The 14,648-nt window shown below is 62.1% G+C and carries 11 protein-coding genes; 5 read left to right on the forward strand and 6 right to left on the reverse strand.

Features of this window, described 5'->3' with window-relative positions; all coding sequences use genetic code 11:
- Positions 1 to 120: 120 nt before the first annotated feature.
- From BFX80_RS14870 to glpQ, 5 genes are all read left to right on the forward strand, one after another.
- Complete coding sequence (locus BFX80_RS14870) at positions 121 to 474, forward strand: hypothetical protein (protein ID WP_084209305.1); 354 nt, start codon at positions 121 to 123, stop codon at positions 472 to 474.
- 849 nt (positions 475 to 1,323) lie between these two features.
- Positions 1,324 to 2,244 (forward strand): glycosyltransferase, encoded by a 921-nt coding sequence (locus BFX80_RS14875; protein WP_338079157.1) that lies wholly within the window; start codon positions 1,324 to 1,326, stop codon positions 2,242 to 2,244.
- Entirely contained in the window at positions 2,237 to 3,052 is an 816-nt protein-coding gene (locus tag BFX80_RS14880) for a DUF2334 domain-containing protein (RefSeq protein ID WP_084209306.1), read from the forward strand. Before BFX80_RS14875 ends, BFX80_RS14880 begins: the two co-directional genes overlap by 8 nt.
- 63 nt (positions 3,053 to 3,115) lie before the next feature.
- Positions 3,116 to 4,120, forward strand: a complete 1,005-nt coding sequence (locus BFX80_RS14885) for a lysylphosphatidylglycerol synthase transmembrane domain-containing protein (protein WP_084209307.1) — start codon at positions 3,116 to 3,118, stop codon at positions 4,118 to 4,120.
- Between the two features lie 142 nt (positions 4,121 to 4,262).
- Positions 4,263 to 5,408 (forward strand): glycerophosphodiester phosphodiesterase, encoded by a 1,146-nt coding sequence (gene glpQ / locus BFX80_RS14890; RefSeq protein WP_205632712.1) that lies wholly within the window; start codon positions 4,263 to 4,265, stop codon positions 5,406 to 5,408.
- A gap of 185 nt (positions 5,409 to 5,593) precedes the next feature.
- Here glpQ and BFX80_RS14895 read toward each other — a convergent pair whose 3' ends face one another.
- The 6 genes from BFX80_RS14895 to BFX80_RS14920 form a co-directional block, all read right to left on the reverse strand.
- Positions 5,594 to 6,136: a DUF302 domain-containing protein gene (locus BFX80_RS14895; protein ID WP_240499596.1), complete on the reverse strand. Its 543-nt coding sequence runs from the start codon at positions 6,134 to 6,136 to the stop codon at positions 5,594 to 5,596.
- Positions 6,137 to 6,417: 281 nt separating this feature from the next.
- On the reverse strand, positions 6,418 to 7,290 hold the full coding sequence (gene sucD / locus BFX80_RS14900; protein WP_065392579.1) for a succinate--CoA ligase subunit alpha: 873 nt from the start codon (positions 7,288 to 7,290) through the stop codon (positions 6,418 to 6,420).
- The gene (gene sucC / locus BFX80_RS14905) at positions 7,290 to 8,456 is read right to left on the reverse strand and encodes an ADP-forming succinate--CoA ligase subunit beta (RefSeq protein ID WP_077379231.1); all 1,167 of its coding nucleotides are present in this window, start codon (positions 8,454 to 8,456) and stop codon (positions 7,290 to 7,292) included. Before sucC ends, sucD begins: the two co-directional genes overlap by 1 nt.
- Before the next feature lie 108 nt (positions 8,457 to 8,564).
- The gene (gene lpdA / locus BFX80_RS14910) at positions 8,565 to 10,004 is read right to left on the reverse strand and encodes a dihydrolipoyl dehydrogenase (RefSeq protein WP_077379229.1); all 1,440 of its coding nucleotides are present in this window, start codon (positions 10,002 to 10,004) and stop codon (positions 8,565 to 8,567) included.
- Positions 10,005 to 10,114: 110 nt separating this feature from the next.
- Entirely contained in the window at positions 10,115 to 11,665 is a 1,551-nt protein-coding gene (gene odhB, locus BFX80_RS14915) for a 2-oxoglutarate dehydrogenase complex dihydrolipoyllysine-residue succinyltransferase (protein ID WP_077379227.1), read from the reverse strand.
- 51 nt (positions 11,666 to 11,716) lie between these two features.
- The gene (locus BFX80_RS14920; protein ID WP_077379225.1) at positions 11,717 to 14,551 is read right to left on the reverse strand and encodes a 2-oxoglutarate dehydrogenase E1 component; all 2,835 of its coding nucleotides are present in this window, start codon (positions 14,549 to 14,551) and stop codon (positions 11,717 to 11,719) included.
- Positions 14,552 to 14,648 lie beyond the last annotated feature (97 nt).

Here is a 14,648-nt window from a genome sequence, read left to right on the forward strand (position 1 = left end):
TACACTCATTTCATCGAGACACGAGGCATCCACACTCCTCGCGCCAACGTTGATTGAGTCAAGTACCGAGTCAGTCATTGCCATCTGTCCATGCTGCCACTTGCCGTGAGAGGACCTCCCATGAAATTCCATCGCTCGCCTGCTGCCTCACAGCGTCATGCTGCAGAACACGCCGCCATCGTGCGCCAGCCGGCCATGGTCCTGGCACGTATCACCGATCAGCCGTCAGATGGCCACTCGCGTGACGCGGTCACGCCACAGCGACAGCGTGAGATCCAACAGGAGGCGATGGAGCATGTGGCCATGCTGCTGGAGCGCGACCGCCGCCGGACACGCAATCGCCTGCTGCTCGCAGCCGGCATGCTGCTGAGCCTCGTGTTGCTCGCCAGTCAACGTCCCGCCGAGCCCGAAGCCGCCTTCTCCCAAGAGCTGGGCCAGACGATGTCCTCCCTGTCCGCTCAATCATTCTCATGAGTCCTGAGGCACTCCCAGGCGTAGTCCGCGTCTGAGAAGGCCTCGGGAATCCATCCGCGTATCCCCTGAATTCCTGTAGTGCACGCAACTTTCCCATCCGGCTGCCCGGGTGGGATTTTTTTTGCCATGGCATGGCCAGGTGTCCCGTCGCTTCTCCCTTTTTCACTCTCTCCCTTTTTCACTCTCTCCCTTGATCACTTTCTTCCAGTATCACTTTCTTCCAGTATCACGTCCTTCCCGCATCAGTCCCCTGAATCCCCTACCCGCATCACTCCCCTGAATCACTCCCCCCGCATCACGTTCTGTCTGCACCGCGGCTCACCAACGCCGCAACCGTGTTGTGCCCGCGAGCGCATTCGCTGCTGGGCCAGCATGACGCCTCCTCGGCTGGCATCGCACAAAATCCTCCGGCCGCTGTCACATGGGTCACGCCATCCGTGGCGTAGGGTTGGCGTCTCACTCTTGAGTGCAGGGGGTAGCCAGCGACCGGAAAGCAGAGCCAGTTGCGCAACATGACTTCCGCGTTCCCAAAAGCCTACTTGAAGCCCACCCCTCTCCCCCCCAGATCAATAGCAGACTCAGACTGGGCACAAGAATTGACCTTTCGGCGCTGTCTGCCAGAAAACACAACGGAATCAAATAGATGCTCCACGTTGCAGACATGACGATGTTTCATGCGCCGTCCAGCGGCGGCGTGAGAACCTATCTGGAAGCCAAACGACGACGCCTACGAAGCCGACCAGGCATTCGTCACAGCCTGCTGGTTCCCGGAGAGTCCTCCAGTGTCAGCGATGACCTCTATCACGTCCCGGCCCCCCGATACCCTTCGGCAATGGCTACCGCTTCCCGCTGAGGCGTGGAGGCTGGGTCAGCACCCTGCTGGCACTGCAGCCGGACGTGATCGAGGCGGGTGACCCCTACGTCACCGCCTGGGCGGCATTGGATGCAGGCCGCAAGCTGGATGTCCCGGTGATCGGCTTCTATCACTCGGATCTGCCACGTCTGATCACCAACCGTCTCGGCGAGTGGTCGGGGGCCAATGTCGATCGCTATGTGCAGCGCCTCTATCGCCATTTCGATCGCGTGCTGGCACCCAGTGACGTGATGGCGAGGCGACTGGATCGACTCGGGGTACGCAATGTCCACATCCAGCCACTGGGCGTCGATCTGAACACCTTCCACCCCGATTGCCGGGATCAGGACCTGCGACGTGAACTTGGCCTGGCGGATCACGTGCGACTGCTGGCCTTCGCCGGCCGCGGTTCACGCGAGAAGAATCTCGACGAGCTGCTGGAAGTCGCCCGTCTGCTTGGCCCGAATTACCATCTGCTGTTGATCGGCTCCGGGATGCCTCGCCACCTGCCGGACAATGTCAGTGTCACCGGCCATTTCTGCAGCAGCGCGGAGGTGGCACGACTGGTCGCCTCCGTCGATGTGCTGTTGCATGCCGGCACACAGGAGACCTTCGGTCTGGTCGTGCTGGAAGCCATGGCCTGCGGCACGCCAGTGGTGGCCGCTCGCGCCGGTGCGCTGGCGGAAAATGTTCCGCTGGGCTGTGGCCAACTGTGTGATCCTCATGCACCGCATGCCATGGCGCGTGCCGTTCAGGACATCTTCGCCAATGACCCGGCGGCCCTGGGTCGCCAGGCGCGTCGTCATGTGGAGAAGCACCATGACTGGGACCGCGTGGTGGATGGACTGCTCGATCACTATCGCGCCGTCACCGGCACTCAGCTGCAACCGATACTGGAAGAGGTGACACATGGGTGAGTCTTCAGCCGCCAGAAAGCATTTCCTGCTGGTCCTCCATGACATCGCTCCCGAGACCTGGCAGGACTATCGCGACTTCGTCAATCAGATGGATGAGCTGTGTCAGGAGCGACTTGGCCATCCCTGCCCGATCACCTGGCTGGTGGTGCCGGACTTCCACCATCGCAACCCTCTCGAGAGTGCTCCCGAGTTCATCGCCCTGCTGGAGGCCCGCAGACAGCAGGGCGATGAACTGGCGCTGCATGGTTTTCATCATTGCGATGATGCGCCACCGCCCCGCACGCCACGCGATTACGTGATGCGCCGCGTACTGACCTGGGAAGGCGAGTTCTATCCCCTCGATGAGAGCGAAGCCAGACGGCGTCTTCAGGAAGGCGCTGCCCTGTTCAAGCGGCTCGGCTGGCCGCTGTCGGGCTTCGTGGCACCGGCCTGGTTGATGAGTGACGGCACACGGCGCGCCCTGCAGGCACTGGACTTCCAATACACCAGCGACCCTCAGCACCTCTATCGCCTGCCGGACTTCACCCCCATCGATGCTCCGGGACTGGTGTGGAGCGCGCGCTCCGCGCCGCGGCGCGCCATGTCCCGCTGGGTCACGGAACGCAAGATGGCGCGTGAGCGTGACGCCGATGTCCTGCGCCTCGGACTGCATCCGGTCGACATGCGCCACACGGGCTCGCGAGACTACTGGGCACGACTTGTCACACGGTTGCTGGATGATGGCTACCTGCCGATGACCAAGATCGATTGGCTGACACACAAGGGGCTGCTCACCGCCGATCGACGGAATGCCGACAGTGCTGCCTGAGTTCCCGCAGCATGCCCTGGGCACCATGCCCTTCCACCCATCGCCTGAACACGAGAATCCACCATGAATCGCGCCCTGTGGATGCTGGGAGCCGGCCTGGTGCTGGTCATCGCCGTGCCGCTGGTGCTGGGCGGCAGTGGGCTGGGGAGCCAGCTGCGCCAGTTCCCCCTCGAGACCTTCGCGCTGATGCTGGGCATGATCGTGATGTGCTGGAACCTGAATGCCGGACGCCTGCGCCTGCTGCTGGCCGGGCGTGGCGGCCACCTCGGACAGCGGCGTGCACTGGGCATGGTGATGGCCACCGAGTTCGCCATCAGCGCCACGCCGGGTGGCAGTGGCGGCCCGCTCACCCTGATGGGGCTGCTGGCACGTCAGGGGGTACGCCCGGCACACGCCTCGGCGGTGTTTGCCGTCGACCAGATGACCGACATGCTGTTCTTTCTCTCGGCGCTCGCCAGCATCGGGCTCTACGCACTGTCGCATACCATCGATCTACGCCTGGGCTGGATGCTGGCCGTGCCGGCGCTGCTGCTGATCTTCGGCTTCGGCCTGCTGGCGGCGCTCGGCAAGCATCATCGACGATTGATCAAGGCCAGTGGCCGCCTGCTGCGCTGGCTCAAGGTACGCCATCGTTCGCGCCTCAGACTGGCGCGTGCCTTGATCCATTTCCGCCATGCACTGATCGAGACGCTCGCCCTGCCTCGCCTGACGTTGAGCCTGATCTTTCTGCTGTGCTGCGCCCATTGGCTCTTGCGCTATTCCATCCTCTATCTGGCCGTCGCGGGACTTGGGCGCGACATCGACTGGAGCTGGACCTTCATCGTGCAGATGCTCTCGCTCGCCGCCGGGCAACTGACGCTGCTGCCCGGTGGTGCAGGCGGTGCCGAACTCTCGTCCACGGCACTGCTGGGGCCTGTCATCGGTGCCTCCACCGCCGCTGCCGCCGTCGTCATCTGGCGCGCCGTCACCTTCTATTTCTACCTGATCGCCGGTGCCCCGGTGTTCTTCGTGATGGCGGGACGCGGCATGCTGGCCCGCCTGCTCAATCGTCGCTCGCCCTCGGCCTGACCCCCAGCGACCCGCCTCTGCCGGACAGCTCCAGCGCATCATCATTCATTTCCATTGCTCATCGCCATTTGGATAAGTGTTTGTTATGGTAATGATTCGATGTTGAACGTCCATACAATAACCACATCCAAGGTGATCCTACATGTCCGGCTCCCCTCATTTCCTGACTCACCGCTCACTCACGCGTCTTGGCGTGATGGGCGCATTGCTTGTGACCACGGCCTCCACTGCCCTCGCCGATGACGCGACGCTGCGCAGCATCGACCCCGGCCATGGCACCGACAAGGTCGTCGTGGCTCACCGTGGTGCCTCGGGCTACCTGCCCGAGCACACGCTGGCCGCCAAGTCGATGGCCTATGCCCAGGGTGCCGACTTCCTTGAGCAGGACGTGGTGATGAGCAAGGATGATCAGCTGGTGGTGCTGCATGATCGCTTTCTGGATCGCGTGACCAATGTCGCCGATGTCTTCCCGGACCGCGCTCGTGAGGATGGCCGCTACTATGCCATCGACTTCACCCTGGATGAGCTGCGCAAGCTGGCCTTCAGCGAGGGCTTCACCGTCAAGGATGGCGAGCGTGTCACGGATTACCCCGAGCGCTTCCCGCTGGGCAAGTCCCACTTCGGTCTGCATACGCTGAGCGAGGAGATCGAGATGATTCAGGGCCTGAATCACTCCACGGGCCGTGATGTCGGCCTGTATGTCGAGATCAAGGCCCCCTGGTTCCATCAGTCCGAGGGCAAGGAAATCTCCAGAGCCGTCCTCGAGACGCTCAAGCAGTACGGCTATGTGGACCATGACGACAATGCCATCGTGCAGGTCTTTGATCCCAATGGACTCGAACGCATCCACGACACGCTGCAGCCCGAGCTGGGCATGGACCTGCGACTGGTGCAGCTGATGGGCGAGACCAGTTGGGACATGACCTTCCAGCCGGGCTCGGATGGCAAGCTCGAGCCCTACAGCTATGACTGGATGTACCAGGATGGGGCCATGCAGCGGATTGCCGGCTATGCCGATGGCATCGGGCCGTGGAAGCCGATGGTGATCGAGGACAGCTCGACCCGGGACGACATCAAGGTCACGCCGCTGGTCAAGGAAGCGCATGCGGCAGGCCTGATCGTGATGCCCTATACCTTCCGGCTTGATGAGGGTCGCATCCCTGACTGGGCCAGCGATTATGATGACATGCTGCGCGTGTTCTTCGTCGACGCCGATGTCGATGGCGTCTTCACGGACTACCCGGACCGCGCGGTACAGTGGCTCAAGCACAACGGCGAAGCCCTGTAGGACTCACGGCAGGACGGCTTGCAGAAAAGCGAGCGGTGACACATGAAAAAGCCGGACTCCTCAGGGAGTCCGGCTTTTTTCGTCCTGTGCAATGTCAGAAACGGATGTCAGTGCCTGATGTCAATGCTCGTGTCAGTGTCGTCCAGACTGGGAGGATCAGCGCTGAAACATGGCGTCTTCACGTCTCATTGCCCCGCTGCCTCGGCCGCCAGGCCCTTGAGCAGTCCACCGATCTTGTCCAGCGGCAGCTTGCAGTCATCCAGATCATGACGATTGGCCAGATACTGCGGATCATTCCACTCGATCACGCTGCCCCCTTCCACGGCACGGATCAGCATCTTCTGCGGGAGATCCAGCGCAGCCGAACCATTGCACTGCATCAACAGGGTACCGACCTTGGGGTTGCCGAAGATGACGGTATGCGTGGCAGGAAGCTCCATCCCCACCTTCTCGGCACCCGCCTCATGCTCGATGACGCTGAACAGCGTCAGCCCCTTGGCCTCGAGCGCCTTCTCCAGACGCGCCTGGACGGTGGTGACATCCTCACGACTGGTCACGGACTCGATGCCCTTGGTAGGCACCTGCATGCTCGCCGAGGCTTCAGGAGCGGACGCTGCCGCGGCGCCGGAATCTGCACTGGCCATCAGCGGAATGCAGGTAACCAACGGCAGAGACAGCAGCGCCAGCAGGCGGGCGGAACGCGTGACGGCGGGGAAGGTCTTGAGCATGGAACATCCTCATCTGTGAGTCGTGTTTCGCCGTGGGGCATCTGCACGTGTCGCTTGGTCAGGTGCCAATGAACCTCATCAGATTAGCAATTGCTTGATCCAAACGCACCTGCCGTCTGGAGTGGCGAAGGCGATGTGATGCGCATTTGCATGAGCTATCGCTCCCGACAATGACTCCCTCACCGAATGACAGACATGAAAAAAGGGCAGACCCGGTGGGTCTGCCCTTTCGATGACATGCGCTCAGCGTTGCCGCCGAGCGCTGTCAGGAGATCACAGGCTTACCAGCCAGTGACTTCCTTGATGGCATCGCCGATCTCTGCGAGTGAACGCACAGTCTTGACGCCAGCTTCTTCCAGAGCCGCGAACTTCTCGTCGGCAGTACCCTTGCCGCCGGAGATGATGGCGCCTGCATGGCCCATGCGCTTGCCCGGAGGCGCAGTCACACCAGCGATGTAGGAGACGACCGGCTTGGTGACGTTCGCCTTGATGTAGGCAGCCGCTTCTTCTTCAGCGGAACCGCCGATCTCGCCGATCATGACGATGGCTTCGGTCTTCGGGTCCTTCTCGAACAGCTCGAGGATGTCGATGAAGTTGGAACCCGGAATCGGGTCGCCACCGATACCGACACAGCTGGACTGACCGAAACCGTGGTCAGTGGTCTGCTTGACGGCTTCATAGGTCAGGGTGCCTGAACGAGACACGATACCAACCTTGCCCGGCTGGTGGATGTGACCCGGCATGATGCCGATCTTGCACTCACCCGGAGTGATGACACCCGGGCAGTTCGGACCGATCAGACGCGCGCCCAGCTCGTCGCACTTGACCTTGACTTCCAGCATGTCGAGAGTCGGCACGCCTTCGGTGATGCAGACGATCAGCTTGATGCCTGCATTGGCCGCTTCAAGGATGGAATCCTTGCAGAACGGTGCCGGCACGTAGATGACGGACGCTTCAGCGCCAGTCTCGGCAACGGCTTCCGCGACGGTGTTGAACACCGGCAGGCCCAGGTGAGTCTGACCACCCTTGCCCGGCGTCACGCCACCGACCATCTTGGTGCCGTAGGCGATGGCTTGTTCAGAGTGGAAGGTACCCTGGCCGCCAGTGAAGCCCTGGCAGATCACCTTGGTGTTCTTGTCGATCAAAATGCTCATTACTTGCCCTCCGCAGCTTTGACAACCTGCTGCGCCGCGTCAGTCAGGCTGGTAGCAGCGATGATGTTCAGACCGCTTTCGGCCAGCTTCTTGGCGCCGAGTTCAGCGTTGTTGCCTTCCAGACGCACCACGACCGGTACGTTGACACCGACCTGCTCGACGGCACCGATGATGCCTTCGGCGATCATGTCGCAACGCACGATGCCGCCGAAGATGTTCACCAGAACAGCCTTGACGTTGTCGTCGGACAGGATGATCTTGAACGCTTCTGCAACGCGTTCCTTGGTAGCACCGCCACCCACGTCGAGGAAGTTGGCCGGCTTGCCGCCAGACAGGTTGACGATGTCCATGGTGCCCATCGCCAGGCCTGCGCCGTTGACCATGCAGCCGATGTTGCCGTCGAGGGCAACGTAGTTCAGTTCGAACTTGGCAGCATGCGCTTCACGCTCGTCTTCCTGAGACGGATCGTGCATCGCCTGCAGGTCCGGGTGACGGTAGACGGCGTTGGCATCGATGTTGATCTTGCCGTCGAGGCAGTGGAGGTTGCCTTCGTCGGTGATGACCAGCGGGTTGATTTCCAGCAGCGCGAAATCCTTGTCGGCGAACATCTTCGCCAGACCCAGGAAGATCTTGGTGAACTGCTTGATCTGGGTCGGGTTCAGACCCAGCTTGAAGGCCAGTTCACGCGCCTGGTACGGCTGAGCGCCGACCAGCGGATCGATCTCGGCTTTCAGGATCTTTTCCGGTGTCTCTTCGGCAACCTTCTCGATTTCCACGCCGCCTTCGGTGGAAGCCATGAAGACGATGCGACGAGTGGTACGGTCGACGACGGCACCCAGGTACAGTTCTTCGGCGATGTCGGTGCAGTTCTCGACGAGAATCTTGGTGACCGGCTGACCATTCGCGTCAGTCTGGTAGGTCACCAGGTTCTTGCCCAGCCACTGGGAAGCGAAGTCGGAAGCGGCTTGTGCGCTCTCGACCAGCTTGACGCCGCCGGCCTTGCCGCGGCCACCTGCGTGGACCTGTGCCTTGACGACCCACTTGTCGCCGCCAATCTTCTTGCACGCTTCAGCAGCGTCTTCCGGGGTGTCAACGGCGAAGCCCTTGGACACCGGCAGGCCATAGTCGGCAAACAGTTGTTTTGCCTGATACTCGTGAAGGTTCATCGTGTCATGCCATTGGTTGCATTAGACTCGAACGGCAGTCGCGAGATGCGGCTGCCACCGTTCGCCCCGGCCTGGCCGGGGCGACGCGCCTCTTGTTCGGAAGGACGCTTACTTGCGCTTCTTGCGGTTTGCGATGTGAATCGCATGCCCGTCAACGGCCAGCGCGGCTTCGTGTACGGCTTCCGACAGTGTCGGGTGAGCCGTGCAGATCAGCGCGAGGTCTTCGGCGCTGGCGCCGAACTCGAGGGCCGTCACGCCTTGAGCGATCAGCTCACCGGCATGCTGGCCGATGATGTGAACACCCAGGACGCGATCAGTCTCAGCGTCGGCAATGATCTTGGCCAGACCTTCAGTGGCATTGTTGGCCATGGCACGACCGCTTGCCGCGAACGGGAAGCTGCCGGTCTTGACTTCAATGCCTTCGGCCTTGGCCTGCTGCTCGGTCTTGCCGACCCAAGCAACTTCCGGGAAGGTGTAGATGATGCTCGGGATGGCGTCGTAATTCATCTCGGCCTTGTGGCCGGCGATGATGTCGGCAACCATCACGCCCTCTTCGGAGGCCTTGTGGGCCAGCATCGGGCCACGTACCACGTCACCGATGGCGTAGACACCCGGCACGCTGGTCGCGCACTGGTCATCGACGTGGATGAAGCCGCGCTCGTCCAGATTGATGCCGACATCGCTGTCGAGCAAGCTCTGGGTGTACGGACGACGGCCGACCGCGACGATGACCTTGTCGAAGGTCTGTTCCTGCTCGCCGTTGGCGTCGGTGTACTTGACGACGACTTCACTGTCCTTGATGTCGGAACCGGTCACACGGGCGCCGAGCTTGATGTCCAGACCCTGCTTCTTGAGCAGCTTCTGGGCTTCCTTGGCGACAGCGGCATCGACCATCGGCAGGAAGCTGTCGACCGCTTCCAGCACGGTGACTTCAGAACCGCAACGGCTCCACACGCTACCCAGCTCGAGACCGATGACACCGGCACCGATGACGCCCAGACGCTTCGGCGTCTCGGTGAATTCGAGCGCGCCGGTGGAATCGACGATCAGACCTTCGGTCAGCGGCGTCGGCGGAATCTCGACCGGCACGGAACCGGACGCGATGACGATGTTCTCGGCGTCGTAGGTCGCCTTCTCGCCGTCGTGACCGGTGACTTCGACCTGCTTGTTGGGCAGCACCTTGCCGGTACCTTCCAGGGCGGTCACGCCATTGGCCTTGAACAGACCGGAAATGCCGCCGGTCAGGTTCTTCACGATCTGCGCCTTGCGCTCGATCATCTTGGCCACGTCGATCTCGACGCCATCGGCCTTGATGCCCAGCTCGGCGAACTCGTCACGTGCCTCGACGAACTTGTGAGAGGTTTCCAGCAGCGCCTTGGACGGGATGCAGCCGACGTTCAGGCAGGTGCCGCCGTGGACGGTCTTGCCTTCCTTGTTGACCCACTTCTCGACGCAGGCAGTCTTCAGACCCAGCTGAGCCGCGCGGATGGCAGCCACATAGCCACCGGGGCCCGCGCCAATGACGATTACATCAAATTTATCGGCCATGTCTCTTCCTGTTGGTGCAGTTCGATTCGGATTGGCATCCCGATGGGCAACCTGTCACCCATCGGGGCCGCACACGCCCGGGGAAGCCCCGGGCGTGAGGCGTTGCAGTCTCAGACGTCGAGCAGGAAACGAGCCGGATCTTCCAGCAGGTCCTTGATGGCGACGAGGAACTGGACTGCATCCTTGCCGTCGATCATGCGGTGGTCGTAGGACAGCGCCAGATACATCATCGGACGGATGACGACCTGACCGTTCACGGCCATCGGGCGCTCCTGGATCTTGTGCATGCCCAGGATGGCGGTCTGCGGCGGATTCAGGATCGGCGTGGACATCAGGGAACCGAAGATGCCGCCGTTGGTGATGGTGAAGGTGCCGCCCTGCATCTCATCGATGCCCAGCTTGCCGGCGCGCGCGCGCTGACCGAAGTCGACGATGGTCTTTTCGACATCGGCAAGCTTCATGCTGTCGGTATCACGCAGGACCGGCACGACCAGACCACGATCGGACGACACGGCAACGCCGATGTCCTGGTAACCGTGGTAGACGATGTCGGTGCCGTCGATGGAGGCATTGACGTCCGGGAAGCGCTTGAGCGCTTCGGTGGCCGCCTTGACGAAGAAGCCCATGAAGCCGAGCTTGGTGTCGTGCACCTTCTGGAAGGTGTCCTTGTACTGCTTGCGCAGCTCCATCACCGCACTCATGTCCACTTCGTTGTACGTGGTGAGCATGGCGGCGGTCTGCTGGGCATTGACCAGGCGCTTGGCGATGGTCTGACGCATGCGGCTCATCGGCACGCGCTTCTCGGGACGCTCGCCCTCGAAGGCCGGAGCGGCCTTCGGTGCAGCGGCCTTCGGTGCGGCAGCAGGCTTGGCAGCGGACTTGGCTGCGGTGCCTTCCTTGACGGCCTTGGCCACGTCTTCCTTCAGCACGCGACCGCCCTTGCCGGTACCGACCAGCTTGCTGACGTCCAGATCGTGCTCGGCAACCATCTTGCGAGCGGCCGGCGCGAGAATCTTGTCACCGACCTTCTCGTCCTGACCTTCGTCGGACTTGCTGTCGCTTTCCTCAGCGGCCGGAGCAGCGGCACCGGAAGCGCCAGCACTGAACAGTGCCAGCACGGCTTCGGTCTCGCAGGTCTCGCCTTCCTGAACCTTGATCTCGCTCAGGGCGCCATCTGCCGGAGCCACGACTTCCAGCACGACCTTGTCAGTCTCGATCTCGACGATCAGCTCATCACGCTCACAGGCGTCACCGACCTTCTTGTGCCAGGTGGCGACAGTGCCTTCCGCGACGGATTCCGGGAAGCTCGGCGCCTTGACTTCCAGCGTCTCGCCTTCGCCACCGGCGGCCGGCTTGCTCTCGGCCTTGGCGTCGTCCTTGCCTTCAGCGGGCGCCTGCTTCTTCTCGTCGGAAGATGCGGCGTCTGCGTCACCGATGGTACCCAGTACCTGCTCGGACTCGCAGGTCTCACCTTCCTGGACCTTGATCTCGCCCAGGGTGCCGTTCTGCGGTGCCACCACTTCCAGCACCACCTTGTCAGTCTCGATCTCGACGATCAGCTCGTCGCGCTCGACGCTGTCACCGGGCTGCTTGTGCCAGGTCGCCACTGTGCCTTCGGCGACGGATTCCGGAAAAGACGGCGCTTTGATATCGATAGCCATTGGAGTTCCTTAACTCGATTCTCTCTCGGTGCCCTTGCGGGTCGCGGGCCTTTACTTGTTGAAGGCGTCGTCGACCAGCTGGCGCTGCTGTTCGTTATGAACGGACATGTAGCCCGCGGCAGGCGCCGCAGAGGCCGGGCGTCCGGCGAAGGCCAGGCTCATGCCGAGGCCCTGACGATGCTGATCAGCGACCTGACGCATGTGGTGCTGACTCTGATACCAGGCACCCTGGTTGAGCGGCTCTTCCTGGCACCACATCACCTGCTCGAGATTCTCGTAGTCGGCGATGGCGGCCTGGAGCTCTTCCTTCGGGAAGGGATAGAGCTGCTCGACACGGATGATGGCAACGTCTTCACGGCCCTGCTCGGCGCGATAGCCTGCCAGGTCGTAATAGACCTTGCCGGCACACAGCACGACGCGCTTGACCTTGGAAGCTTCAAGATTGCCCTTGTCGGCCAGCACCATCTCGAAGCGGCCATCGGCCAGCTCGTCGAGGGTGGAAGTCGCTTCCTTGTGACGCAGCAGTGACTTGGGCGACAACACGACCAGCGGCTTGCGCAGCGAGCGGATGACCTGACGACGCAGCAGATGATAGATCTGCGCCGGCGTGGTCGGCATGCACACCTGCATGTTGTGCTCGGCACACAGCTGGAGATAGCGCTCGAGGCGCGCGGAGCTGTGCTCCGGCCCCTGCCCTTCGTAACCGTGCGGCAGCAGCATGGTCAGACCGCACAGGCGGCCCCACTTGCTCTCGCCGGAGGAGATGAACTGGTCCATCACCACCTGGGCACCGTTGGCGAAGTCACCGAACTGGGCTTCCCACACCACCAATGCCGTCGGCATGGTCGTGGCGTAGCCGTATTCGAAGGCCAGCACCGCTTCCTCGGAGAGGTAGGAGTCATGGATGGTGAAGGTCGCCTGACCATCCTTGATGTGCTGCAGCGGCACGTAGGTATTGCCATCATTCTGGTTGTGCACCACCGCGTGACGGTGGGAGAAGGTGCCACGACCCACGTCCTGGCCAGTGATGCGTACCGGATGGTCGGCATCCACCAGGGTGGCGTAGGCCAGCGTCTCGGCGAAGCCCCAGTTCAGCGGCATGCCGCCGGCGGCCATCTTGCGACGGTCTTCGTAGATCTTGTTGACCTGACGCTGGACCGAGACGCCGTCCGGCACTTCGCACATCTTGTTGGCGAGCGCCTGCAGCTGCTTCATGTCCATCGAGGTATCGGCATCGCCGGTCCACTCGTGGCCCAGGTACGGCGTCCAATCGACGAACAGACCGGTATTCGGCTGCTTCACGAGGGCATTGGCGACGTGATTGCCGGCATCGAGATCCGCGCGGTACTGATCCACCAGCTGCCGGGTCTCTTCCTCGCTGAGCACGCCTTCCTCGACCAGACGCTGCGCATACTTCTCGCGAGCGGTCTTCTGGGACTTGATCTTGGCGTACATCAGCGGCTGGGTGCCGGACGGCTCGTCCGCCTCGTTGTGACCGCGCTTGCGGTAGCACACGAGGTCGATCACCACGTCACGCTTGAACTGCTGGCGATAGTCGATGGCGACCTGGGCGGCGTGCAGCACGGCGTCCGGGTCGTCACCATTGACGTGGATGATCGGCGCCTGAACCATCTTGGCGATGTCGGTGCAGTATTCGGTGGAACGCGCGTCATCGGCACGCGAGGTGGTGAAGCCCACCTGGTTGTTGATGACGACGTGAACGGTACCCCCCGTCTTGTAGGCACGGGTCTGCGACATCTGGAAGGTTTCCATCACCACGCCCTGACCGGCGAATGCCGCGTCACCGTGGATGGAAATCGGCAGTACGCTGTCACCCTCGGCGTCTTCACGACGATCCTGACGGGCACGCACCGAGCCCTCGACCACCGGAGAGACGATCTCCAGGTGCGACGGGTTGAACGCCAGTGCCAGGTGGACTTCGCCGCCCGGTGTCATGACATTCGAGCTGAAGCCCTGGTGGTACTTCACGTCACCGGAGCCCTTGGCGATCTGCTTCTTGCCGTCGAATTCCTCGATCAGCTCGGACGGGCTCTTGCCCAGCAGATTGACCAGCAGGTTGAGGCGGCCACGGTGAGCCATGCCGATCACGACTTCCTTGGTACCGTACTTGCCGCTGCGCTGGATCAGCTCATCCATCATCGGAATGAAGGATTCGCCGCCTTCCAGACCAAAGCGCTTGGTCCCCGGGTACTTGCTGGCGAGGTAGCTCTCGAGACCTTCGGCGGCGGTCAGACGTTCCAGCACGTGATGGCGGACATCGCGTGAGAAGTTCGGCTTGGAACGCACGGACTCGAAACGCTGCTGCAGCCAGCGCTTCTCTTCCGTATTGACGATGTGCATGAACTCGGCGCCGATGCTGCGGCAGTAGGTCTGCTCCAGCGCGGCGTGAATTTCCTTCAGCGGTGCAACGTCCTTGCCGAGGAACAGCGAGCCGGTCTGGAACTCGACGTCCATGTCAGCGGAGGACAGCTGGTGGAAGGAAAGCTCAAGATCAGGAATCGGTGCCGGCTTGCGCAGACCGAGGGGATCGATGTCCGCCTTCTGGTGGCCACGGAAGCGATAGGCGTTGATCAGCTGAAGAACACGAACCTGCTTCTTGTTCTCGCTGCTCTCGCCCGCCGAGACAGCCACCGAGCGGCGACTGTTGCGACCCATCTCGTAGAACTGCTCACGGATCGGGGTCAGCGGAACATCCTGGGAGGGGCTGCCGTCATGACGCGGCAGAGTATCAAAGTAGTTGCGCCACTCGTCGGGAACCTCGTTCGGGTCGACAAGATAACGCTCGTAGAGATCTTCTACGTAGTGGACATTCCCGCCGCTCATATGGGAAGTGCGCCACATCAACTCCATTGTGCCTTCTTGCATCTCTCGGTCACCCTGACTGATGGGGTGGGGTAGGCGCCGGACAAGCGCTGTCGGCGTCACTCGATTATGCCCTGTATGGCGAAACCATGGAGGCCTT

Origin of the sequence: Cobetia marina (assembly GCF_001720485.1) — a bacterium.
Lineage (GTDB): Bacteria > Pseudomonadota > Gammaproteobacteria > Pseudomonadales > Halomonadaceae > Cobetia > Cobetia marina.